Genomic DNA, 23,265 nt, shown 5'->3' with positions numbered 1-23,265 from the left:
ATTGCAAACCAAAGCGTATTATAACACTAAAGCTATGAACACTATTCTTGTACCCACCGATTTTTCAGAAACCGCCAATTACGCACTCGAAGTGGCGGTGCAGTTAGTAAAAAAATACAATAGCAAACTGATTGTTTTACATATGCTCGAAATTCCGCTACATATATTGCCTGAAGTCGACCTGTCCTATGATGTGCAACTTGTACAACCAGACCATCAATCTGATTTGCCACCGGCCCTCTTTTATATGAAACTGGCACAAAAACGTTTTGCTGAAATTGCTGAACTTCCTTTTTTAAAAGGAATGGATTACGAAGAAGCCATCCAAAATCATATGGATTTTAACGACATCATTACCTCTGCCCATAAATACAATGCCGATTTAATTGTGATGGGTTCCCATGGTACAAGCACTTTTAAAGAAATGTTTGTGGGTTCCAATACCGAGAAAGTTGTAAGAACTTCCGATATTCCCGTGTTGATCATTAAAAGTAAAAATGAAAATTTTAACGTGAAAAATTTTGTTTTTGCGATCAATTGGGAAGAAAATAACACACACGCCATAATTGAGGCCAATAAGCTCTCCAAAACCCTCGACACAAAATTAACACTGCTCTATATCAACACGCCCGGGCATTATCTCACAACCAAAGAGATCAATGACGAATTTAAAAGCTTGTTTAAAGATTCGGATATCAAATCCAATGACGTCATCACAGCGGTTTATAGTGATAAAACCATTGAAAAAGCCATCTTAAATTTCTGCGAAGAAAATCATGTCGATTTAATTGGCCTTGCTACTCATGGCAGAAGAGGTCTTTCCCACTTTTTAAATCAGAGCATAACCGAAGATGTCTCCAACCATTCCGGAATCCCCGTGGTTACTTTTAAATTGGATAGAGATTAGAATTCGGTAAAAATGTATTCAGTTATTCAATACGTTTAAGTACAATGTATTCCATAATAATAAAAGAATTACAATAATATCCGATTTCTAATCACAAAGAAATGGTTTTAAGTGCTTTGTGCTAGACATTGATATTAACCTTCATTCAAAAAACCAAGTAAAGTTATCATTTAGGTAACTTTTTTTATTATATTTAAATCAAATCATTTGGTGTGAAAATATTTTCGAGAGGAACATTACGGGATTTTTGGGGAAAACAAGGCAATTGCGAACTTCAATTGAAAACTTGGTACCAAGAAATCGAAAAATAAAATTGGACATCTATAAACGAACTCAGAAAGGATTACCCACAGGCAAGCATTCTCAAAGATAATCGGATTGTTTTCAACATCAAAGGCAACGATTATCGGCTGATAGTCAAATTCAACTTTGAATATCAACTCGCGTGGATTAGGTTCATTGGAACTCCCGCGGAATATGACAAGATTAACACAAACGAAATTTAAAATGAAAATAAAACCGATTAGAAACGAGATGGATTACCAAAACGCGCTGGAGCGTTTGGAGATTATCTTCGATGCAAAAAGAGGAACTGAGGAAGGCGATGAATTAGAAATTTTATCCATTGTGATTGACAATTACGAAAACCACAATTTCCCAATGGGAATGCCCGATCCTATTTCTGCCATCAATTTCAGAATGGAGCAAATGGGTTTGAAACAAAAAGATCTGGTCGAAATGATTGGTTTCAAAAGTCGTGTTAGCGAAATCATGAATAAAAAGCGCAAACTGACTTTAGATATGATCAGAAAACTAAATGCTGATTTAAATATTCCGACAGAAATCTTAATCCAAGATTATTGAGCCACACATCCAAACGAAGGGTAACATGATCATAAAGGCAACAGCGGATAAGTGATTGACCAAAAGTGATTTTATAAATTTGAAATTTGTTATAATCCTATAATTCAATAAGTAAATCCCGCCAATACGGCTATACGACTTTTGGCAAACCTCTTTAGATTTTAACCCTAGAAATCTGAAGGATTAAAAAGGTTGAAAAAGATGAATTAAAACAGCCTAAAACAAATATCTCGTTTATAACAACAAAAACCGAAGCTGATTTAAAAGGTATTTACGCTTTACAAAAGGACAATTTAAAAATAAACTTATCAGAACAGGAAATCACTAAGGGCGGATTTGTTACCATAAGCCATGACTGGGAAACGCTTCAAAAACTAAATTCTATTGAACCCCATGTCATTGCGAAATATGATGAACATATCGTGGGTTATGTTTTGGCCATGACAAAACAGTCTAAATATGACATCCCAATTATCATCCCGATGTTTGAGGAATTTGATAAGATCATTTACCAAGGAAAATTGGTTTCAGAATATAACTATATGGTCGTTGGTCAGGTTTGCGTTCACAAAGACTTTAGAGGTATAGGTATTTTTTCAAACTGCTATGACCTCTATAAAAAGACATTTGAAAACCGTTATGACTTTTGCATTACCGAAATTGCCGTGACCAACCAGCGCTCAAGAAATGCCCATAAAAAAATCGGGTTCAAGGAAATACATTTCTATGAAGATTCCAGTCAAATTGAATGGGTCATTGTTGTTTGGGATTGGAACAGCTTAAAAACATAGCCACCACGATATCAGCCATTGAACACTAGTCTCTTTTTAAAATTTTAGTCCAATATATTCCGAAAGGTTCGTACCTTAACTTTTCATTATAGTAACCTCTTAGAATATCGCAAACGAAAAATGAACGACACCAATTTTAAAACATTTTTAGCGACAAATCTAGCTATTGATGAACATGAAATTTCGCCACTACTAGAAAACTGCAGGATTAAAAGAGTTCAAAAAGATGCGTTTTTATTGAGACCAGGCGAATATTGCAAGCATACATTTTTTGTAGAAAATGGACTTATGCGCCAATATTCGATCGATGAGAAAGGTAAAGAACACACCATATCTTTCGCACCAGAAAACTGGTTCGTTACCGATAGAGAAAGCGTTTATTTTAACCAGCCCACCGCTTATTATATTCAAGCTTTAGAAGACAGTACAGTGACCATTATTGATGAAAATCTCATTCAAGTCCTTACGGATAAAGCTCCTTCATTTACTGAATTTAACAATAGGCTACTTCACAATCACATTCGTCAATTACAAAATCGTATCAACCTATTGTTAAGCGCAAGTGCCGAAGAACGGTATCTAAACTTTATTGAAATGTATCCCGACATTCTTTTACGTGTGCCTCAAACCATGGTTGCCTCTTATTTAGGAATTACTCCAGAAAGCTTAAGCCGCGTCCGGAAGGAACTCGCACAAAAAAACTTCAAAAAATAGCTTCTTACCATACATCAATGCATAGGATAACCTTGATGTCTACCTTTGTTTAAAATTAATATATAACACATTAAATCGTAAAACATGGAAACAACAGGAAAAACAAAATGGAAATTAGATCCGGTACACTCTGAAATCGGATTCAAGGTAAAACACATGATGATTTCTACCATCACGGGGAATCTGAATGAATTTGAAGCGAGTGTTGAAAGTGACAATGCAGATTTTAAAAATGCAAGTTTCACATTCACTGCAAACGCCGATTCAGTCAACACTAAAAACAAAGACCGAGATAATCATTTAAAATCAGCCGATTTCTTTGATGCTGAAAAATACCCGAAAATCTCATTCAAATCGAAATCTTTTAATGGCGACACCATGGTAGGCGATTTGACCATAAAAAACGTGACCAAAGAAATTGCTCTTGACGTTAGTTTTAACGGCGTTGCTGAAGATCAATACCAACTCACAAGAGCGGGATTTGAAGTTACTGGAACCGTTAGTAGAAAGGACTACGGTTTAACCTGGAATGCCTTAACTGAAGCTGGCACAATCGTGGTAGGCGATAAAATAAGATTGGGTATCGATCTTGAATTTATCAAACAATAAAAAAGAAAATTAATGAAAACAAAAACGGTAGAATTAGTAGCAAGCCCAAGAGCGCCACATTTTGTAGGCGATGGATTTCGCGTACATAATTTCATTCCGAGTGGTTTTCGTATGGATATGCAACGGATGAGTCCATTTATTCTGTTGGATTATAATTCCACCTATAATTTCCCACCTTCCGAAAAACCAAAAGGCGTTGGCGTCCATCCACACAAAGGATTTGAAACGGTAACCATCGCCTACAAAGGTAAAGTTGCCCATCACGACAGCAGTGGTGGCGGTGGGATTATTGGCGAAGGCGATGTGCAATGGATGACTGCTGCCAATGGCGTATTGCACAAAGAATACCACGAAGAGGAATGGAGCAAAAAAGGTGGCGACTTCCAAATGGTTCAACTTTGGGTCAACTTGCCCGCAAAGGACAAAAAGACGAATCCGAAGTACCAAGCCATAAAATATGAAGCTATCAACCGGCATCAATTAGACAACAACGCAGGTACCATTGAAGTCATTGCTGGCCAGTACAAAAACACGAAAGGCGTCGCTTCCACGTTTACACCAGTAAACATGTTTAATGCGAAATTAAATAAAGGTGGAAAGGCAGACTTTCAGTTTCCTGCGGATTATAATACTGCACTTCTGGTCATCGAAGGCAATATTATCATCAACGGTAAAGAAAAAGCGCCAACCGATCATTTAGCATTAATGGCTAATGATGGCGAAACTTTTGAAATCGAAGCCTTAGATGATGCTTTTGTACTGGTTTTAAGCGGCGAACCTATTAATGAACCCATTGCAGCTCAAGGCCCTTTTGTAATGAATACCAGAGAAGAGTTAATGGAAGCTTTTAATGAATATAATGTGGGAAAATTCGGTTATTTAGAAGATTAATAATGTAAACTAAATTACCATGGATTAAAGTGCCATACCAACCCGAGAAACGTTCTAGCGGAGGTTTTTAAAACAGACTAAAAGTCTGTTACATTAGTGAAATTTATGATCAAAAATTGAGCCGACATTTTTAATATAAGAGTAAGTTCGTGAAAATCCGTGAAATTCGTGTCTAAATTTTTAGTAGCTAAATTAAGAGGCACTAAAGTACATACCAGCCCATCATACATTCTGATAGGGCTTTAACTTAATTTGAGATCAATAAAATTTAAAAACCTGAAAAGGACTTAAGACATTAAGATGCAGGACATAAGACTAAAAAAAACATCATTAAATTGAATATATTTATTTGAAAAGTTTTGAGTCCTATGTCTCACGCGATGCACTGAGTTAATCGAATTGTCTTTTAATCCTATGTCCAATTTGATCTTTAGGAAGATTACGGACAGTTATTAAACCAAAAAATTATGACCACAATAAAACAAGAGGATAACGGTAAAAAAGGACGGTTTGTTATTTCTGAAGATGAGGAACTAGCTGGAGAGATGACCTATACTTGGGCTGGAAAAGACAAGTTTATAATTGACCATACTGGCGTTGATGACAAGTTTAGCGGAAAAGGATTTGCAAAGGATTTGGTCATGGCAGGCGTTGATTTTGCCAGAAAAAATGAGGTCAAGATAATTCCGCTGTGTCCTTATGCCAAAGGAAGATTTGATAGAGACGAAACTATCAGAGATGTTCTGGCTTAACTATAATTTGAGTATCTTGTTTTTATTACAATAACATCAACTTTTATGATCCTATTTTTAAGGAGTTTGTTGTATGGCAAACTCCTTATTTTTTTAAATAACAACTTGATATTAAAATTTCAAACCATGTCAAACATAGAATTAATCATAGCCGAGCACGCCGTAGGAACAAATCAGTAAAAATTAGTGATCCCGACGCTTCGGGAGTGTAAAAATTTTCAGAAGCTGAAGCAAGACGCATTATAACACAAAATTTCAACTTAATTAAAGACCAATAAAAAAACTCCTTCATAAATGAAAATTGAGGTAAATAAAATAGCCGAACTAAATGGGCACACCAGCCCTATATACACTTTACATAAAGGAACTGCTGATCATCTTATTTTATCTGGCAGTGGCGATAAGTTAATCGCTGAATGGAATTTAAAAACATTGCAATCTGAAAGAGTTGTCGCCAGTATTCCTGCGGTTATCTATGTCATTTGCCACATTCCAAAAAAACAATTAGTACTGGCAGGAACTTCAAATGGCAAGGTTCATATATTCGATTTAGAAAAAAATGAAGAAATCAAAGTTCTGGAGACCCACACGTCTGAGGTTTTTAATATCAGTTATTCTCTTCAAACCAATTGCATTTATACATCTGGTGGCGATGGGAATCTTGCCGTTTATGCATTGGACACTTTAGACTTCATCCAGATTATAAAACTGTCAGATGAAAAAGTACGCCATCTTGATTTTAATTATAAAACGTCTGAAATAGCCGTGGCTACTGGCGATGGCAACATTCATATTTTGGATCTTAAAACATTATTGGAAAAGAAGGTTTTTCTCGGACATCAACTTTCGTCAAATGTGGTGCGCTACAGTCCTGATGGAAAATTCCTTTTAACGGGAGGCCGAGATGGTTATTTGAACATCTGGCAAGTTGGAGATTATGAAATGAAAATATCAATCCCGGCACATGAATGGGCGATTTATGATATTGCCTACAGTCCAAATTCCGACTTATTTGCCACGGCCAGTCGTGACAAAACCTTAAAAATATGGGATTCTAAAACATTTCAACTCTTAAAAGTAATTAACAAAGAAGATGATGCTGGACATCAATTTTCTGTAAATAAATTAATTTGGAGCACCTATAATAATTACCTGATTTCCGCCTCCGATGATCGAACGATTATGATTTGGGACATAATTAGAGACGAAAACTAAATTTATGAAGTAGAAATATTTGTTTTTATTCCGCGTAATCTTCGGGAGAATTTTCACAGTCCCATGGTTTAATTTTTCGCTGATCACGCAGATACTCGCAGATATTTTTAAATTCTATAACAATACACCTATTTACAAAAATCCGATAAACCAAAAGGCCGAAATCTTTGTCGTCAACAAAAATTTCAGCCTTATGAACTCAACTAAAAACACTTTAAACTAAAACACTTAAACCAAAACTTTATCAATAAATCAATTAATTGGCTCAGCATTTAAAACAAGCCTTTAATTGTACCATTCTTGTCAATCGTGATTTTCTCGGCTGCAGGAGTCGCAGGTAATCCAGGCATACGCAACATATTGCCCGCAATCGGGATTATAAACCCGGCGCCTGCTGCTAATTCAAACTCCCTAATATGTATATCAAACTGCTCCGGACGGCCCAATCGCTTTTGATCGTCACTAAAACTCTTTTCTGTTTTTGCCATACAGACTGGTAAATTTCCATAGCCCATTTCCTCATATTTACGTAATTGTGATTTTGCAAGTTCACTTAAAACAATGTTTTCTCCACCATAAATAGTTTGGCAAATCTTTTTCATTTTGATGTACACATTGTCATCAAGGTCATAGGTAGGATGATATTGGTTCGTACACGATTCCGCTGCCGTAATGACTTTTTCAGCAAGATCCAAACAGCCTTTCCCTCCCTTTTCCCAACCAAAGCTTAATGCTACAGGAATGCCCAATTTTTCACATTGGTCTTTTACGACTTGTATTTCAGCTTCCGTATCGGATTTGAAGGCGTTTATCGAAACTACGATAGGAATTCCAAAACTTTTCAGACTCGCAATATGCCTCTCCAAATTGGGAATTCCCTTTTGAAGTGCTTCTACATCTTCTTGCGTAATCTCTTTTAAGGATTTTCCTCCGTGGTATTTTAAGGCTCTAATGGTAGCCACCAAAACAATAGTTTTAGGAGAAATTCCAGCCGTACGACACTTGATATTCAGGAATTTTTCCGCACCTAAATCAGATCCGAATCCGGCTTCAGTGATGGTATAATCACTTAGGGTCATCCCCATTTTTGTTGCTACGATAGAATTCGTTCCTTGTGCGATATTGGCGAAAGGGCCGCCGTGGATAATGGCCGGATTTCCTTCCAATGTTTGAACCAAGTTAGGTTTTATGGCATCTTTTAATAAAACTGCCATGGCACCATTGGCATTTAAATCTTTGGCAAAAACAGGCGCTCCTTCCCAAGTGTCCCCCACATAAATATTCCCGCATTTTTCTTTTAGATCTTCTAAATCGGTTGCTAAACACAAAATCGCCATAATCTCAGAAGCTGCCGTAATATTAAAACCTGTTTCCCGAGGAACACCGCCAGCCTTTCCACCAAGTGCGGCAAGGATATTCCGCAAGCCGCGATCGTTCATATCCATACAGCGTTTCCAAACGACGGTTCTAGGATCGATACCCAGACTTCTCGTTTTACTTTGAATGTTATTTTCGATGAGCGCCGAAAGTAAGTTATTCGCTTTTTCAATGGCGTGAAAATCGCCCGTAAAATGTAGATTTATGTCAACCATAGGAATAACCTGACTCCACCCGCCACCAGCTGCGCCACCTTTCATACCAAAAACAGGTCCTAAACTAGGTTCTCGGATGACCACTGCAGCTTTCTTTTCTAAAATATTGAGCGCATCAACCAATCCAATGGACGTGGTGGTTTTTCCTTCACCAGAAGGCGTAGGTGTAATTGCCGTCACTAAGATGAGCTTGTTGTTTTTTATTTTTTCTTCATCAATAATATCTAAAGGAAGTTTTGCTTTGTCGTTACCGTAGTACTCCAATTTCTCCTCAGGAATTGCCAATTTTGCCGCTATTTCTTTAATATGCTTAGGCGTAACGCTTTGTGCAATTTGTATTTCTGTCATAAGATTAATATTTTAAAAGTGGAATAAAGGTAAAGTTTAGATTCCTGAAATTGTATAATTAATGTCATCCTTTTCTACTGGACTGACTTTATTTGTAGAATTGAAGCGTCCAATCCATTGCCCCCTTTAAGAAAGAAATATTCGAAACCTTCTCTCTTTGCAGCTTTAAAAAGACAAGTATTTACGTCAAAAAAGAACTTAAACCAAAACGGAATCGATTATAAAAATTATTTGAAGAGCATAACAAGAATTTCAGGACATTATCAACTCAAATTATGCCCAATTAGTTAAAAGTGATCGCCTCTTTTAATCCGCTGACCTACATGGTTGACCCGCTTCGCTACATGATGATCGGAAGTCCCTCGGAGTTCGGTTTGCCTTTCGATTGTGGAGTTTAAACACCGGTAACCTTTGAACAACCCCATAAATCCATAAAAACCGAACGTAATTAAGCCCTTTTTTATGGCTGTTTTATTTATTATCTTGGAGTTTTAGCTAAATTCCGGACAGCTTAAATCAAATAATTAACTGGAAACACATTGATTAATAGCGATACCAAGTTGGTTTTAAATTTTTTATTCCAGTTATCAGCGTGATGCTTATACTTACCTAATTCACTGATTTATATAGGGCGATAAAAGTCCTCTTAGTCGCCGCCACACAAGATCATAAGCGCCTGCCCGCTCCTTCCACCCTCCAAAAAAAGCAGTGACGAATTTAATACTTATTGACCGTATTGTTAAAAAATCTTTTTAAATTAGTGTATTGAATAAACCATTCAAAAATGAACCGAGCAAACGTGGTTTTTGAGGAAAAAGGAATGCAACCAATCTGGTTGGCAGATCAATCAAGAAAAGGCCAACCTATGCAAACGTCCTATATATAAGTCGTCCCAATTATGGAACGACTTTTTTTTTGGGCACCCATTTGAAAAACCTTTGGCTTAAAGGACCATTAAAAACTGAACCGCAGAAAAGCCTTTGGACTTTAGCGCTAGGATGATGACTGACTATGGGTCATCAAAAAGCTTAATCCTTCGGGCTCCTTAGTTCAAACCCGTTTAAATGGGCAAGCTTTATATTAATAAAACAGACCATATAATAGGCAGCTTTACGCCTCTGTTGTGAAAGTGGCTTTTTGTGGCCTACCCCTACCGTCATTGATTTAAATAGGATCTCATTTATATAATCATTAAAAAGAGTGTCATGGCAGAAATACGCACCAATAAATCGACATTAAACAGGGGCATCACAGTTCCTAGTTTGATTTTCATTGTAGTCACCTCTTTTTTAGCCGCCCTGTTTCCCGAACAAACAGGAGCTGTCCTAGATCAGATAAAGCATTTTATCTTCGTTAACCTCAACTGGGTCTATGTATGGTCGGTCACCATTTTTGTGTTCTTTATGTTTTATTTGATCTTGAGCAAATACGGTAATATCAAGCTCGGTAATAATGATAGCAAACCCCAGCATTCTTATTTCTCCTGGATTTCCATGCTCTTTGCCGCGGGTATGGGGATTGGGCTTATGTATTTCAGCGTGGCAGAACCTATGCAGCATTACAGCAACCCAATTTTTGCCGATTTAGACCCGATTAGTCGTGCCAAGAATGCACAGCTCTACACCTTTTTTCATTGGGGCATCCACGCTTGGGCTATATATGGCATTGTGGGTTTATCTTTATCATATTTTACCTACCGCTATAAGCTGCCGCTCTCTTTGAGAAGTTGCTTCTATCCGTTGCTTAAAGAACGCATACATGGCGTTTGGGGAAATGTCATTGATATATTTGCCCTTTGCAGTACGGTATTTGGGATTACAACCACTTTAGGATTTGGAGTGGTGCAAATAAATTCAGGGTTGGTCAATATGAATATTTTTCCCGATACAAGTTTCTCGTACCAAATCATCATTGTTGCCGTTTTGGTTGCCGCCTCTATTCTATCTGCAGTGACAGGCGTTAGCAAGGGCATAAAAATATTGAGCGGCATTAATATTGTGGCGGTCATTTTCCTATTGATATTTGTAATTGCCGTGGGGCCTACCACCCTGCTTATTGGGAGTTTCACCGAAGGCTTAGGGAATTATATCAGTAGCTTTATAGAATTGACCTTTAACACTCATTCGTACAAAACAGATGAATTGCCCTGGTTTTATGACTGGACGATCTTGTATTGGGCATGGTGGATTTCCTGGGCGCCTTATGTCGGTTTGTTTATTGCGAAAATATCCCAAGGCCGTACCATTAGAGGTTTTGTAGCGGCCGTGCTTATCATACCTACGATGTTCAATTTTATTTGGATGACCGTATTTGGGAACAGTGCAATGTGGGCCGACCGTACCATAGCCGATGGCACCTTGAGCAGCATCGCCGGTAATCCGGATGTCCTAATGTTCCGGTTTTTAGAATACCTGCCACTCTCTGGAATAACCAGTTTTTTAGTCATATTCATCATTATCATCTTCTTTGTCACCTCTGCCGATTCAGGGATCCTGGTTATGGATAGCATTGCCACGAAGAACTCGTCCAAATCCTCTAAACTGCAAATCGCGCTTTGGGGCGTTTTATTGGCGATCATTTCCCTTGTGCTCTTAAATGCCGGTGGTTTGGACGCCTTGCAAAGCATGACACTAATTACGGCCTTGCCGTTCTCGGTTATTATGATCCTGTTTATTGTAAGCTTGGTGAAGGCCTTGCGCATTGATTATAAATATTACGATCGGGACTTTTCGGCAACAACCGATTTATGGTCGTCGGATACGTGGGAGGATAAGTTGAATCAAATAGTCACTTTTAAAAACAGGTCCGCCATTGATAATTTTATCAATACCACGGTAAAAATGGCTTTTGAAGAAATGAAAGCGGTTTTATCAAAATATGAGATCACTTCCCAAATCAACACCTATCAAAAACCGAATAGAATAGAATTGGAAATACATTATGACGTCTTAAATAACTTCATTTATGGGGTAAGAACCGAATCACGGAATTTGCCCGACTATTTTCTAAACGAAGAAAACCTGCCGGATGCGAATAGCGATAAATCCTTTTACCCTCTTTCCTATTTTGGGGATAACCGACAAGGGTACAGTGTCCTCTATTTTACTAAAAACGAATTAATAACAGATGTTTTGAAGCATTATGAACGGTACTTAAAGTTAACTTCAGAAGAAAAGAACGTGATGTTTATAAGTCGTAACCGCCACCTCAAAAAACTCCAAAAGGTGAAACAAAAGCTTAAAAACTAGGTGTATAAAATTAAAGAACGCTAAAATTAACGCTCTTTCTTATAATAATATTCCCAGACAGCAACGCTGACAACCAGTTTAGTCTTAGCACGACTTACGGCAGCTGCTCTGCTTATAAGGTTATTGTGGCTTAAATTCCTTTTTGAAGACGTTCTTAAAAAATATTCGTTAATCGAATTTAGACTTAATTGCCATTGCATTTAGATTGTCAATTGAATTAAAAGTTGAATAGAAGTGATCTAGTGCTTAACACAAAGTAGTCTTATAAATTTAAGACCAGTTAAACCGATCGATTCCAAAGTCAATCTGACAAAATAAAATCTTCAAAACCATTCTAATAAAACTCAAACATTACTTAACTTACTCAATAAAATAACGTAAATTTGTCTCCAAGTAGATACAGTAATTATGTTCTTTATCGAGAAAACAACTGAATTTGACAAATGGCTAAGAAAGCTTAAAGACCTCATGGCCAAAGCCAAAATCCTGTTTAGAATTCAGAAAATAGAAAACGACGGACATTTTGGAGACTGCAAACCTGTTGGCGACGGCATTCAGGAAATGCGAATAAATTTCGCGAAAGGTTATAGAGTTTACTTCAAAGAACAAGATGGAAAGATTATTATTTTACTTATTGGTGGCGATAAATCCACTCAACAAAAAGACATTACAAAAGCCAAAGAAATTTGGAGAAAATTAAATAAATAGAAAATGGAAACCTCAAAATTTGACATTGCAGATTATTTGGATAGTAAAGAAATGATTGCAGAGTATCTCAATACCGTTTTAGAAGAAGGAAATCATGCAGATATAATTAATGCCATCGGACATATTGCAAAAGCGATAGGAATGACAAAAATATCGGAGGAAACTGGATTGAGCAGACCGAGTTTATACAAAGCATTATCGGAAGGATCCAAACCTCAATTTGCGACGATAATGAAAGTTCTAAAAGCCATTGGAGGACAAATCCAAGTGACCCCAAAGTCTATCTAAAAAAACAAAAGCATAAATAAATTTTTTATTGTGCAAAAACTTCGAGATGCAGGATTTATGTTTTGGACGAATTTGAGGAAAACACAATCAGGTTTGGCTATAAAGAAAACTTTATTGCATCCTTGGATTCATTTATAAGTGAAAAATCATCAGATTTATATATCTAAGCAATCAAAAAGATTACTTTAATAGTCATAAAAAAACAACTTTTATGGATTTCATATCAAATTCAGAAGAAAACATAAAAATCCGGCATATCATACTTGAAGAGTTGATATTTCAACATATGGAAAGAGAACGCGATATTGTGACTTCTTCGCCTTTAGAAAGATATCAAAGAGTTTTGGCAAGAAGTCCACAATTATTCCAAGAAATCCTCAAAAATACATTGCCTCCTAATTGAGAATGACGCCTGAAACATTGTCGAGAATCAAAAAATCTTAATCCAAATCAATGTTTTCGCAAAGAATAACACCGATTTTTGAGAAAAAAAACAATGACCATAGCATCGGAAAAATTAATACAGGACTTGATCGAAAGAACGCGGTTAAACATCAACCAAGCTGAATATTTTAGTACGCTTTCAACCATAAATCTTAATTGGAAAGCTCGACCAAACAATTGGAGTATTTTGGAGTGTTTGGAACATTTGAATTTATATGGCGATTTCTATATTCCAGAAATCAATAAGAAAATCGAAAGTTCAAAAGCAACTTCAAAAAAGAACTTCAAATCTGGAGTTTTAGGTAATTATTTCGCGAAAAGTATGTTGCCAAAGGAGAAGCTGAATAAAATGAAGACGTTTAAGGATAAAAACCCATCAGGTAGTACCTGGAATAAAACAACAATCGCGCGTTTTATCTCGCAACAAGAACAATTATTGAACTTATTGGATAAATCAAGGAACATCGATTTGAACAAAACCAAAACAGCAAGAAGTATCACAAATTTGATTAAATTAAAACTTGGAGATACTTTTAGAGTCATTGTCTATCACAATGAACGTCATTTAGTGCAAGCAAATAGCACAGTAGAACGTTCTTAAATTAAATCACTATTAACTAAAGTGCCATACCAGCCCGACAAATGTTCTGACGGGGATTTTAAAACAGACTGAAAGTCTGGTATTCTTGAGATTTATGCTAAAAAATTTGAGTCTGCTTTCTCAGAGTACGAATAAGTCCGTGAAAATTCATGAAATTCGTGTCTAAACTTTTAGAAGCTGTCAGGTTTCCTGGCCATAATTAATTTAAATGACTTAAACTTGGATAAATAGATCATAACGGAGTTTCTTTGCCATTACAATCCCATTCTAAAGTTTAAAAATAAACACCACTAATGACGCCCCTTCAAGTAATACATGAAAACAACGATTATATTGTCGTCAACAAAAAGGCAGGACTTATTAGCGAAAAAAGTCCTTTTGAAAAAAACACGGTTGAGGATCAAGTTTTTGAACACCTCTTAAAAAACACTCGAAAACCCTATGTTGGCGTAGCACATCGATTAGACCGCGTGACCAGTGGCTTATTGATTTTTGCAAAGAAAAAAAGCATTTTAGTAGAATTAAACAATCTCTTTAGCAGCCGGAAAGTTCAAAAAACCTACTTGGCAATTGTATCTCATAGGCCGCCAAAAAACAAAGGCTCTTTAATCAATTTTCTTGTAAAAAATAATCCCGAAAAAAGAGCGGAAATCCTCCCAACAAAATTAAAAGACGCTCAGGACTGTCGACTCTCCTATCAAGTTATTGACCAAAATGAGTTTGGTTATCTTTTGGAAGTCAAACCAACCACGGGCCGATTTCATCAAATACGAGCGCAATTATCAAATATTGGACTCCCTATTATTGGCGATGAAAAATACGGCTCCGATCAAGATTATTTCCCACTTTCCATTTGTCTTCATGCCTGGAAATTAACCTATGAAATCCCAGGTTCGAAAGAATTAAAAACCTTTGAGGCGCCACTGCCAAAAAACGCTTTTTGGGAATTCAAGAATATCTAAATTTAAGAGGTGTGCAAATTATGAAATCAACCACACCTACATTTGACTGTTTTTTTAAAACAGATTGAAAGTCTGTTGTATTCGTGAAATTTATAGTAAATAATTTCCGTCTGAACATTCAGAGGACGATTCCATTCGTGAAAATCCGTGTAATTGGTGTCAAAAAATTTTAGCCAATAAAAACCGATTCAATCGACTCATATTTAAGATTAAAAAAGAAATGTTTTTGAAGGCATAACCATAAATTCCCTTTTTAATCACAACCGATCATAAAGCAACTGCAACCTGTGATATTTATCCTTAAATTTGAATGAATAAATCTTTAAAAGAAAATATCATGGCAAAAAGTCAAGACGCAAAAAAGGCCGTTAAAAAAGAAGCTGCTAAAACTCCAAAAGAAAAAAAGGCAGAAAAGAGACTAAAGAAGTCTAAATAAGCTGAACGGTACTCTGACAAACTCCACACTAACACCGTGTGCAATTTATTGGTTTGTGTTACTTATAAAATCCTGCTACACCTCAAAACGTAGCAGGATTTTCTTAAGTGAGCATTTACCTCTCTACAGTTGAGCAGCCAATTTTGTAAACTTTATGCAAAGTCGTTTCTGCACTAATGTGAATTTTATAACTGGTTTATTAAGATTTTCGATATCCAAAGTAATGAACCTAGCCATAGCTCGACCAAATAGCAATAATCTACAAGAAGAAAATATAAATTCAGTAAATAAAAAAATAATGAAAAACAAAATGAAAATAGAAATTTGGAGTGATGTCATGTGTCCGTTTTGCTATATTGGAAAGCGGAATCTTGAAACCGCTCTTGAACAATTTCCACATAAAAATCATATCGAAATCATCTGGAAAAGCTACCAATTAGATCCTGCTTTTCCTGAATCAGTAACGGAAGATTACCAGCAATATCTTGTGAAACGCAAAGGAATGACTGCTGAGCAAGTAAAAGGTATGTTAAACAATGTGACCCAAACAGCCAAAAAAGTTGGATTGGACTACTATTTAGATAAATCGGTCATCGTGAATTCATTAAACGCTCATAAGTTTATCCAATTTTCCAAAACCAAAGGTTTGGGAGACCAGGCGGAAGAATATTTATTTCATGCTTTTTTTACAGAAGCAAAAAACATAGCCGATTTAGATACTTTAACTCAAATAGGCAAAGACATCGGCTTGGATGAAACCGAAATTAAAACCGCTTTTACAGATGAAAAATATGCTGCTCAAGTAAATCACGATGTTCAGGAAGCTCAGCAAATAGGGGTTCAGGGCGTTCCGTTTTTTGTACTGGATCGAAAATATGCGGTATCAGGCGCACAACCACCACAGGCATTTTTGGAAAGCCTGGAGAAATCCTTTTCAGAATGGAGAGAAAAAAATCCTGTAACTAAACTAGATATTACGCAAGGACAAAGTTGTACGCCAGATGGCATTTGCGAATAATTCTCAGCTTAAACTGGGAGACAAAAAAAGACAAAAGGCTTTAACCAAACACCTCTTTTAGGCAGCATTTGGTTGAGGCCTACTTTACTTCTATACCATGACTCTCCGACCTAAAGCTCAGAGTTATTCATGCTTGCCCTGAGCTAAAACTCTAAGCTATTCCTAAATCGAAACGTTCCTTCTTTTAAAATGAAGTAACTTTGCCGCTTAGAATTTCGGCATTCAACTAAACAAGAAACATACTATATGGGAGAATTTTTTCCTGATCAAAGATATACCAGTTCTGGAGAACCTGAACTTGGACTAGGCATCGTCACAGAAGTAACCAAAGGAAAAATACAGATGTATTTTCCCGTAGCAGACGAAACGCGACTGTATGCCACAGAAAGTGCGCCTTTACGCCGAACAATTTTTAAATCTGGAGATTCCATTGTCGATCAACAAGGACAATCCATGCTCATTGAACACGTGAAAGTCGTAGATGGACTTTACGTATATTATGGAAGCGACCGAAAGCTGCACGAATCGGAAATTGCTGGTGGAACCATAACCCATAACGTGGATGATCGTCTTTTTATGGGCGATGTAGACTCACCTGAACTCTTCGCATTGCGTAGAGAAACGCTTTATCACAATTATAACAGACGGACATCTCCGGTTCATGGCTTTGTGGGTGGTAAAATTGATTTAATTCCACATCAACTTTATATTGCTCATGAAGTAAGTTCACGATTTGCCCCGCGTGTTTTGTTATCAGACCAAGTTGGACTTGGTAAAACCATTGAAGCTTGTTTGATTTTGCATCGTTTATTGGTCACGGGACGTATTTCAAGGGTGCTTATTCTTGTTCCTGAATCGCTCGTACATCAGTGGTTTGTGGAGGTATTGCGAAAATTCAACTTGTGGTTTAATATTTTTGATGAAGAGCGTTGTGTTTCTTTGGAAGAAAGCGCGCCCGATGGCAATCCATTTTTAGATAATCAGCTTATTATTTGCAGTACTGAGTTTTTGGCCGGTTCGCAAAAACGCGCGCAACAAGCCATTTCTGCCGATTGGGACATGCTTGTAGTTGACGAAGCACATCATCTGGAATGGTCCGTTGATAAAGTAAGTCCGGAGTATGCTATTGTTGAATTATTGAGCCAAGTGGCCAAAGGATTGCTGTTGCTTACTGCGACGCCGGAACAATTAGGTGTAGAAAGTCATTTTGCGCGATTGCGATTACTCGATCCTATCCGCTATCATAATTACAATGATTTTATAAAAGAATCTGAAGGCACTAAAGACATTGCTACGTTGGTTGAAAAGCTATCTTCAGGAGAAGATTTAAAACCGAAGGATAAAAAGCAATTAGAAGCTCTATTTCCGAAAGACCGAATTGCTGCATTAGCTAAAAACAATGACCTCGCAAAGCATAATCTTATTGAAGATTTGCTCGACCAACATGGACCAGGTCGTGTTTTATTTCGAAATACGCGCTTGGCGATGAGCGGATTTCCTAAACGCATCGCTAATGTCATTCCGATTGAAGTTGAAGAAAATCACAGTCTTTGGATGGAGCGTGTTACGGATGAGTTTAATTCGGATATGGAACTGGCTTCAGAAATAAAAGCAGAACAGGAATTTGACTTTGATAAAGATCCTCGCGTGGCGTGGGTTTTAAATAAAATGGAGGACATCTATCCTGAGAAAATCTTACTTATTTGTACTTCTAAAGAAAAAGTTTTGGCTTTGGAATCGGCCATAAGTAAAGCCATCAACATGAATGTTGGCGTTTTTCATGAAGACCTCACACTCGTACAACGCGATAGAAACGCCGCTTGGTTTGCCGAACATGATAGTGCACAAATTCTCCTCTGCTCAGAAATAGGAAGTGAAGGTCGAAATTTTCAATTTGCACACCATCTCGTACTATTTGACGTGCCTTTTCATCCCGAATTATTAGAGCAACGCATCGGGCGTTTGGACCGTATCGGTCAGAAAAAAGACATCCACATTCATATGCCCTATCTTGTTGGAAGTCCACAGAGCCTGCTTGTAAGATGGTATCATGAAGGTTTGAATGCCTTTAATACCAACCTCGAAGGTGGCAACTTAATTTCTAAATTATTTAGTGATCGCTTATTGGATATTGCTAAAACATCTTCTTTTGAAGATGTCAATTCCGAACTCGACATATTGATTACCGAAACCGTAAACTTTCAAAATAAACTTAAGAAAGATCTTGCCGAAGGACGTGATCGATTATTGGAGATGAATTCCTTCCGACCGAAAGTCTCTAAAAAATTGATTCAACAAATTCAAGCCGAAGATAAAGATACCACGCTTGAAAATTATTTAACCGAAGTATTTGACCATTTTAATGTGGAGATGGAAGATCTTGCCGCCCGTACTTATTTATTACATCCGGCTTCTTTTAACTCGGAAATATTTCCGTCCATTCCGCAAGAAGGCATCCAGGTGACGTTCGATAGAAAACGCTCGCTTAGCCGAGAAGATGTGAGCTTTTTAAGTTGGGATCATCCCATGACCACAGGGGCGATTGACATGGTGCTCAGTTCAACCACGGGAAGTGCTAGCAATGGCGTTATTCGAGGCACCGGCTCTCCTGCCCTGCTATTGGAATTGATTTTTGTGTTGGAAACATCAGGCAAACAAAGCATTGACATTGACCGTTTTCTTCCGCATACGCCACTACGCATCATCGTAGACCATACAGGAAAAGAAGTGACCGACCGCTATTCGGTTGACATGCTCAACAAAAATTTAATGCCAAGCAATATCGATGCCTTATTAGAAAATGACACTTTAGCAAATATCATTTTACCAAATATGATTTCATCAGCATCAAAAATCGCAAAAGAACTGGGAGAAAAAGAAATTGCAAAGGGTTTACAACAGATGACACTCAAACTCGATCATGAAATTGAACGGCTTAAAACTTTGAAAACAAAAAACAAAGACATCAGAACCGAAGAGATTGAGTTGGCCATTGAAGAACGTGCGATCTTAGAAACACTCATAAAAAATGCACGTGTACGTTTAGATGCCTTGCAATTGATTCGGAAAGAATGATTTTTTAAAATAGACTGAAAGTCTTTTGCCATTGTAGAATTTCATTGAATTTTGAATACCCCCTTGCTTCAGCTGGGGGTCAGAAAAAACAACAAAAGTAAAGAGCTTTAGCCAAACGGTACACTTAGGCGAATGAATTTGTGAAAATTCGTGTAATTTGTGTCAACAATTTTAAGACCACTAAATCCTAATAATAAGTTACCTCTACTTTCGAATTAATCAAATACTGGAAAATAGTTGATGAGCGTTCGATTCTAAAGCCGTGACAAATCACTGGGTGTTTTTACAAACATCGCTTGATGCCCGCGGATGGCTATCGGCTCTTTGATGAGTTGCGGGTTTTTACACAAAATCTTGATCCAATCATCATCGGAGAAATCGTTGTCCTTATAGTTTTTAAAATCTGGATGATCCTTGTTCACCAAACCATCGATATTGACGTTCAGCCGATCGGCCAATTCCTCTAGTTGTGTTCCTGTAAATTGATGTTGAAGAACATCCACATCGCGCAAAGGATAGCCTTCGCCTTTGGCATAACTTAAAGTTTGCGAACCTGTTGGGCTGTTGGGATTATAGATTAATAAAATCTCATATTCTGATACTGCTAATTCTGGCATAATCATTTTATTTAAGTTGTTCCATGAGCGAAATTCTGTCTATTGATACTCCAAGGTGTAATTTTACAATGACCGCTAACGTTTGTGTATGTGACGTTGCGGGCTTTGAAAAAGTAAACTGTAAAACATAAGAAAACATTGTTTGAAAACTAAAATAGAAATTTAAACTGCACCCCGCAATGTTCAAATACATTTAGTTAGCGACTGGGCTTTTGTAAAAGCTTTGATCAATTGATTTATTTCTACTTATCCTCATTCCCCCAAATCTCTTTCATTACAAAATTAAGATCTATTAATGCCTGACTGCAATCACCATAGAATGAGGAGCCATGCATTACTGCAAGTGTTTTTGGTTTAAGGTCTGCCAATGAATAAAGTAGTTTTGCGGTATGATGGGTATAAGGTGTATATTCCATTAAAGGTCCTTGTTCAAATTCAATCATCGAATTCTTATGTGAACCTAAAATGTCCTTATCGGTAATATCAGCTACATTTCCATTTTGATGGAATAAGTCTGAGCACAACAAAGTTTTATTTGTCTCTTCGAACATTACGCCTGCATCCCAACCGTGAGGTAAGTGAGGAGTTCTAATAAAACGATAATTATATTTTCCTGTACTTAGAACAGCATTCCCTGCCATTGCATAGGCCGGCCTTATTGCGAAGTCCTTCATATTGACAATTGCACCTGCTTCACTGCATACAGCTTTAGCATTTGGGGCTACTTGCAACCATTCATTAAGTGCTCCGCATTCATCTACCTCAAAATGACTAAACCCAATCCACCTAAGCAGAGATGGAGAAATGATTTTGCTCACAGCTTCCAGGACTGCAGGAAACATTTGTCTCATTCCAGCGTGATAGAGCATAGGTTCATCATCCTTAATTAAAAAATGATTAAACTGTAAATTAATTTCTGGCACGAATACGGAAATTCGATATACATCTGGGGCTATTTCTGAAACTTTAATCATGGCATTATCTTTTTAATCAGTATTGTCCGGGAAAAGAATCAAGACACTTCGACAAGCTCAGTAACCGCCGCTTCGCTGTTAGAACCAAGAATCAAGACAAAAACCGCAAAACACTTAAAACCTCGATTTTATAAATTTATAATTACCAGGAAATTAGTATTTGGGTAGCATTTCCCAAAAATGAAAAATGATGACATTAACGAACAAAACGTTTAAAATCCTTTATCAGTATTTTCTTTTGAAGGACGACGAAATTTTTAACCGGACATCAATAATTTTTAATTATTAATCATTGTTTTATTTTTAATGATGTCGCTTTGAAGTCCGCCAGCCTTGCCGCTAACATTAGTATAACTTTAGTGTGTACGATTTAACTGCTTCAATTCCTGATGAAAAGCGAGCAGCCAATTTTTGATTTTCTTACCAGATTCTGGGTCCGATTTGGTGGAGTAATACGTACCATCACTCAATTGAATCCAAATGGTCATCATCACCCCTGTTTCGGTATGATTGGGCGAAAATCTTGAATGTATGGTCACTAATTGATCATTCAATAAGGGAAATGCAACGTGTTCACTTTCCAACTCAATATCTCCTTCGCCATAGGAAATCACATAGGTGGTTCCTTTATGCTTTTCAATAAATTTCTGCCAAGTATACATAGCCAAACTTTCGCCAGCGCCTACCACATTAATGGTAAAACTTGTGGCTAACTTATTATAAGGCAGGTTTTGCTCAAGGACATCATAGTCGTTTTGGGAATTTGAATGTGTAATCATAAAAACGACTAATACAAAAAATAGCTTGATTTTCATTTTTAATTGGTTAAAATTCTACAAATCCTTTATAAAACGATCTAAATCAAATTTGAACGGATGATTTTTGAGGTATTTGAACAAGGCTTTTTTAAGTTTTTTTACACCTATTTTAATTTGCATCATTTTATCTAAAAGTCGACTGTGTTCTTTTGCACATTCATCATTATTAGATAGGTCAATGGGATCCAAAAGATGAGATAGTGTTTTGAGATGTTCTTTCAATTGAAATATAACTTCATCAGACAACTTAAAAAGCAGTAAATCCATTTTTCGAAACAAATTCTTATGGTCTAAATCCTCTGTGGTCGTTGTATCTATTCTATCTGAGATTAGGGTGTTTAAAAAATTAAATTCTATTTCATAAAATTCCATATCCTCTATCCATTCTTTGGTCTGGAAATACATGGTTTCAAGTTTTTCTTTCAAGAGATTATCTACATCCTCATTCATAGGGCAATTTTTTAATCGGTTCAAATAGGGTTCTATTTTCGAGACTTGAAATATCTTGTTATATTTTTTTTTGGTATTTCAGTACATATCTAACAGGACTTTCTTTTCAGTAGTGGATTAAATGACAACTAATCATTCTTTTAACTTCACGCTGTCAAAAACTAAAGTCACTTTGAAAGGAATCCAAGTGGGCACCAAATCGCGATGCGGTGCTATGATAAAAAAATCACTGGTATTTAACGTGAAATCTCCCGATAAAATGATAGTAGTCCCAATGGTCTTTTGAGTCATCCTAACTTGGACGAAAGATGTTCTTCGTCTAAATTCAAGTCGGCCGTCCACCATGAGGTCATTTCCTTTTTTGGCAATGGATGTGCTGGTAAATTTCATGTCTGGATTTTTCCAACTATTGCTAATCCATCCTAAATAGCCTGAATTTATGCCAATAAAAGTGTTGACATCCACATCAAAGCTTAATTGTTCAAACGCACCGGTCTTGTCATTTAGGGCAGCTTTTCCTGTTATGGAACTGCTAGTTCCTTCAATCGGATACACGGGCCCAAAATCAACTTTATAAGAAATTTCATTTGAAACCTCTTGTTGGCATAAGGCGATGTTGGTTATAAAGAACATTCCCGCCATTAACCATAAAACTCTGAAACCTGTTGAATTTTTCATCTTTATAAAATATTATATGTAAACCATTGGCATGTCCTTGTCTTAGCATTTTATTTCGTCTTCTGTTAGAACTTGGCGCTCTAGAACTAGGTGCTCTTTGTGCACGTTCTCCCGATCTAAAGGTATTTTGAGGCGCTTTGTATTCTGGCAATGCGCGGACTCTTTGTTCCTGTTGAGCATGGTTGACAGTAGCTTCTCTTGATTGTGCTTCTCTGGATTGCGCTTCTCTGGATTGTGCTTCTCTGGATTGTGCTTCTCTGGATTG

At 36.9% G+C, this 23,265-nt stretch carries 24 protein-coding genes and 1 pseudogene; 18 read left to right on the top strand and 7 right to left on the bottom strand.

Annotation, left to right across the window (positions count from 1 at the left end; genetic code table 11):
• Positions 1-34: 34 nt before the first annotated feature.
• From ACOH2D_RS12010 to ACOH2D_RS11970, 9 genes and pseudogenes are all read left to right on the top strand, one after another.
• Complete coding sequence (locus ACOH2D_RS12010; protein WP_449535383.1) at positions 35-907, top strand: universal stress protein; 873 nt, start codon at positions 35-37, stop codon at positions 905-907.
• Between the two features lie 212 nt (positions 908-1,119).
• Positions 1,120-1,413: pseudogene (locus tag ACOH2D_RS12005) on the top strand (type II toxin-antitoxin system HigB family toxin).
• 1 nt (position 1,414) lies between these two features.
• Positions 1,415-1,771: a helix-turn-helix domain-containing protein gene (locus ACOH2D_RS12000; RefSeq protein ID WP_449535382.1), complete on the top strand. Its 357-nt coding sequence runs from the start codon at positions 1,415-1,417 to the stop codon at positions 1,769-1,771.
• A 182-nt stretch (positions 1,772-1,953) separates the two neighbouring features.
• The gene (locus tag ACOH2D_RS11995) at positions 1,954-2,562 is read left to right on the top strand and encodes a GNAT family N-acetyltransferase (RefSeq protein ID WP_449535401.1); all 609 of its coding nucleotides are present in this window, start codon (positions 1,954-1,956) and stop codon (positions 2,560-2,562) included.
• A gap of 120 nt (positions 2,563-2,682) precedes the next feature.
• Positions 2,683-3,276: a Crp/Fnr family transcriptional regulator gene (locus ACOH2D_RS11990; RefSeq protein ID WP_348062896.1), complete on the top strand. Its 594-nt coding sequence runs from the start codon at positions 2,683-2,685 to the stop codon at positions 3,274-3,276.
• Between the two features lie 84 nt (positions 3,277-3,360).
• Positions 3,361-3,885, top strand: coding sequence for a YceI family protein (locus tag ACOH2D_RS11985; RefSeq protein WP_449535381.1), 525 nt, complete (start codon positions 3,361-3,363; stop codon positions 3,883-3,885).
• A 12-nt stretch (positions 3,886-3,897) separates the two neighbouring features.
• Positions 3,898-4,776 carry a pirin family protein gene (locus ACOH2D_RS11980; protein ID WP_449535380.1) on the top strand — a complete coding sequence of 293 codons (879 nt, stop codon included), beginning with the start codon at positions 3,898-3,900 and terminating at the stop codon, positions 4,774-4,776.
• Between the two features lie 467 nt (positions 4,777-5,243).
• Complete coding sequence (locus ACOH2D_RS11975) at positions 5,244-5,528, top strand: GNAT family N-acetyltransferase (RefSeq protein ID WP_449535379.1); 285 nt, start codon at positions 5,244-5,246, stop codon at positions 5,526-5,528.
• 294 nt (positions 5,529-5,822) lie between these two features.
• Positions 5,823-6,743 (top strand): WD40 repeat domain-containing protein, encoded by a 921-nt coding sequence (locus ACOH2D_RS11970; protein ID WP_449535378.1) that lies wholly within the window; start codon positions 5,823-5,825, stop codon positions 6,741-6,743.
• Between the two features lie 272 nt (positions 6,744-7,015).
• On the opposite strand, the gene ACOH2D_RS11965 is transcribed toward ACOH2D_RS11970, so the two are convergent.
• Entirely contained in the window at positions 7,016-8,683 is a 1,668-nt protein-coding gene (locus ACOH2D_RS11965; RefSeq protein WP_449535377.1) for a formate--tetrahydrofolate ligase, read from the bottom strand.
• 1,205 nt (positions 8,684-9,888) lie between these two features.
• Between ACOH2D_RS11965 and ACOH2D_RS11960 the strand changes: the two genes are divergently transcribed.
• The 9 genes from ACOH2D_RS11960 (at position 9,889) to rapA (ending at position 19,463) form a co-directional block, all read left to right on the top strand.
• Positions 9,889-11,931, top strand: a complete 2,043-nt coding sequence (locus ACOH2D_RS11960) for a BCCT family transporter (RefSeq protein WP_449535376.1) — start codon at positions 9,889-9,891, stop codon at positions 11,929-11,931.
• Between the two features lie 408 nt (positions 11,932-12,339).
• The gene (locus tag ACOH2D_RS11955) at positions 12,340-12,639 is read left to right on the top strand and encodes a type II toxin-antitoxin system RelE/ParE family toxin (RefSeq protein WP_348034857.1); all 300 of its coding nucleotides are present in this window, start codon (positions 12,340-12,342) and stop codon (positions 12,637-12,639) included.
• Positions 12,640-12,642: 3 nt separating this feature from the next.
• The gene (locus ACOH2D_RS11950) at positions 12,643-12,927 is read left to right on the top strand and encodes an addiction module antidote protein (protein WP_348034856.1); all 285 of its coding nucleotides are present in this window, start codon (positions 12,643-12,645) and stop codon (positions 12,925-12,927) included.
• Between the two features lie 211 nt (positions 12,928-13,138).
• Entirely contained in the window at positions 13,139-13,330 is a 192-nt protein-coding gene (locus ACOH2D_RS11945) for a hypothetical protein (RefSeq protein WP_449535375.1), read from the top strand.
• A gap of 93 nt (positions 13,331-13,423) precedes the next feature.
• Positions 13,424-13,972, top strand: a complete 549-nt coding sequence (locus ACOH2D_RS11940) for a DinB family protein (protein WP_449535374.1) — start codon at positions 13,424-13,426, stop codon at positions 13,970-13,972.
• 293 nt (positions 13,973-14,265) lie between these two features.
• Positions 14,266-14,934, top strand: a complete 669-nt coding sequence (locus ACOH2D_RS11935) for an RluA family pseudouridine synthase (RefSeq protein WP_348034853.1) — start codon at positions 14,266-14,268, stop codon at positions 14,932-14,934.
• A 310-nt stretch (positions 14,935-15,244) separates the two neighbouring features.
• Positions 15,245-15,370: a hypothetical protein gene (locus ACOH2D_RS11930; protein ID WP_449535373.1), complete on the top strand. Its 126-nt coding sequence runs from the start codon at positions 15,245-15,247 to the stop codon at positions 15,368-15,370.
• A 310-nt stretch (positions 15,371-15,680) separates the two neighbouring features.
• Positions 15,681-16,388, top strand: coding sequence for a DsbA family oxidoreductase (locus ACOH2D_RS11925; protein ID WP_449535372.1), 708 nt, complete (start codon positions 15,681-15,683; stop codon positions 16,386-16,388).
• Between the two features lie 246 nt (positions 16,389-16,634).
• Positions 16,635-19,463 carry an RNA polymerase-associated protein RapA gene (rapA, locus tag ACOH2D_RS11920; RefSeq protein ID WP_449535371.1) on the top strand — a complete coding sequence of 943 codons (2,829 nt, stop codon included), beginning with the start codon at positions 16,635-16,637 and terminating at the stop codon, positions 19,461-19,463.
• A gap of 254 nt (positions 19,464-19,717) precedes the next feature.
• On the opposite strand, the gene ACOH2D_RS11915 is transcribed toward rapA, so the two are convergent.
• The 6 genes from ACOH2D_RS11915 to ACOH2D_RS11890 all read right to left on the bottom strand — a co-directional run.
• Entirely contained in the window at positions 19,718-20,080 is a 363-nt protein-coding gene (locus ACOH2D_RS11915; RefSeq protein WP_348034850.1) for an arsenate reductase family protein, read from the bottom strand.
• Positions 20,081-20,322: 242 nt separating this feature from the next.
• Entirely contained in the window at positions 20,323-21,054 is a 732-nt protein-coding gene (locus tag ACOH2D_RS11910) for an oxygen-binding di-iron domain-containing protein (RefSeq protein WP_449535370.1), read from the bottom strand.
• Between the two features lie 356 nt (positions 21,055-21,410).
• Positions 21,411-21,869: a hypothetical protein gene (locus tag ACOH2D_RS11905; RefSeq protein WP_348034848.1), complete on the bottom strand. Its 459-nt coding sequence runs from the start codon at positions 21,867-21,869 to the stop codon at positions 21,411-21,413.
• Between the two features lie 18 nt (positions 21,870-21,887).
• Positions 21,888-22,322, bottom strand: coding sequence for a hypothetical protein (locus ACOH2D_RS11900; protein WP_449535369.1), 435 nt, complete (start codon positions 22,320-22,322; stop codon positions 21,888-21,890).
• A 132-nt stretch (positions 22,323-22,454) separates the two neighbouring features.
• Positions 22,455-23,000 (bottom strand): YceI family protein, encoded by a 546-nt coding sequence (locus ACOH2D_RS11895; protein ID WP_449535368.1) that lies wholly within the window; start codon positions 22,998-23,000, stop codon positions 22,455-22,457.
• On the bottom strand, positions 22,906-23,265 hold a 360-nt coding region (locus ACOH2D_RS11890; RefSeq protein WP_449535367.1), incomplete at its 5' end, for a hypothetical protein. The genes ACOH2D_RS11890 and ACOH2D_RS11895, both read right to left, overlap by 95 nt.

Source organism: Gelidibacter sp. (assembly GCF_053579655.1).
This window is presented reverse-complemented; position numbering and strand designations above follow the sequence as displayed.

Bases quoted from the DNA above. Each gene is read 5' to 3' on its own strand.
- ACOH2D_RS12010 (WP_449535383.1), top strand. From the start codon at position 35: ATGAACACTATTCTTGTACCCACCGATTTTTCAGAAACCGCCAATTAC.
- ACOH2D_RS12000 (WP_449535382.1), top strand. From the start codon at position 1,415: ATGAAAATAAAACCGATTAGAAACGAGATGGATTACCAAAACGCGCTG.
- ACOH2D_RS11990 (WP_348062896.1), top strand. From the start codon at position 2,683: ATGAACGACACCAATTTTAAAACATTTTTAGCGACAAATCTAGCTATT.
- ACOH2D_RS11985 (WP_449535381.1), top strand. From the start codon at position 3,361: ATGGAAACAACAGGAAAAACAAAATGGAAATTAGATCCGGTACACTCT.
- ACOH2D_RS11980 (WP_449535380.1), top strand. From the start codon at position 3,898: ATGAAAACAAAAACGGTAGAATTAGTAGCAAGCCCAAGAGCGCCACAT.
- ACOH2D_RS11975 (WP_449535379.1), top strand. From the start codon at position 5,244: ATGACCACAATAAAACAAGAGGATAACGGTAAAAAAGGACGGTTTGTT.
- ACOH2D_RS11970 (WP_449535378.1), top strand. From the start codon at position 5,823: ATGAAAATTGAGGTAAATAAAATAGCCGAACTAAATGGGCACACCAGC.
- ACOH2D_RS11965 (WP_449535377.1), bottom strand. From the start codon at position 8,683: ATGACAGAAATACAAATTGCACAAAGCGTTACGCCTAAGCATATTAAA.
- ACOH2D_RS11960 (WP_449535376.1), top strand. From the start codon at position 9,889: ATGGCAGAAATACGCACCAATAAATCGACATTAAACAGGGGCATCACA.
- ACOH2D_RS11955 (WP_348034857.1), top strand. From the start codon at position 12,340: ATGTTCTTTATCGAGAAAACAACTGAATTTGACAAATGGCTAAGAAAG.
- ACOH2D_RS11950 (WP_348034856.1), top strand. From the start codon at position 12,643: ATGGAAACCTCAAAATTTGACATTGCAGATTATTTGGATAGTAAAGAA.
- ACOH2D_RS11945 (WP_449535375.1), top strand. From the start codon at position 13,139: ATGGATTTCATATCAAATTCAGAAGAAAACATAAAAATCCGGCATATC.
- ACOH2D_RS11940 (WP_449535374.1), top strand. From the start codon at position 13,424: ATGACCATAGCATCGGAAAAATTAATACAGGACTTGATCGAAAGAACG.
- ACOH2D_RS11935 (WP_348034853.1), top strand. From the start codon at position 14,266: ATGACGCCCCTTCAAGTAATACATGAAAACAACGATTATATTGTCGTC.
- ACOH2D_RS11930 (WP_449535373.1), top strand. From the start codon at position 15,245: ATGAATAAATCTTTAAAAGAAAATATCATGGCAAAAAGTCAAGACGCA.
- ACOH2D_RS11925 (WP_449535372.1), top strand. From the start codon at position 15,681: ATGAAAATAGAAATTTGGAGTGATGTCATGTGTCCGTTTTGCTATATT.
- rapA (WP_449535371.1), top strand. From the start codon at position 16,635: ATGGGAGAATTTTTTCCTGATCAAAGATATACCAGTTCTGGAGAACCT.
- ACOH2D_RS11915 (WP_348034850.1), bottom strand. From the start codon at position 20,080: ATGCCAGAATTAGCAGTATCAGAATATGAGATTTTATTAATCTATAAT.
- ACOH2D_RS11910 (WP_449535370.1), bottom strand. From the start codon at position 21,054: ATGATTAAAGTTTCAGAAATAGCCCCAGATGTATATCGAATTTCCGTA.
- ACOH2D_RS11905 (WP_348034848.1), bottom strand. From the start codon at position 21,869: ATGAAAATCAAGCTATTTTTTGTATTAGTCGTTTTTATGATTACACAT.
- ACOH2D_RS11900 (WP_449535369.1), bottom strand. From the start codon at position 22,322: ATGAATGAGGATGTAGATAATCTCTTGAAAGAAAAACTTGAAACCATG.
- ACOH2D_RS11895 (WP_449535368.1), bottom strand. From the start codon at position 23,000: ATGAAAAATTCAACAGGTTTCAGAGTTTTATGGTTAATGGCGGGAATG.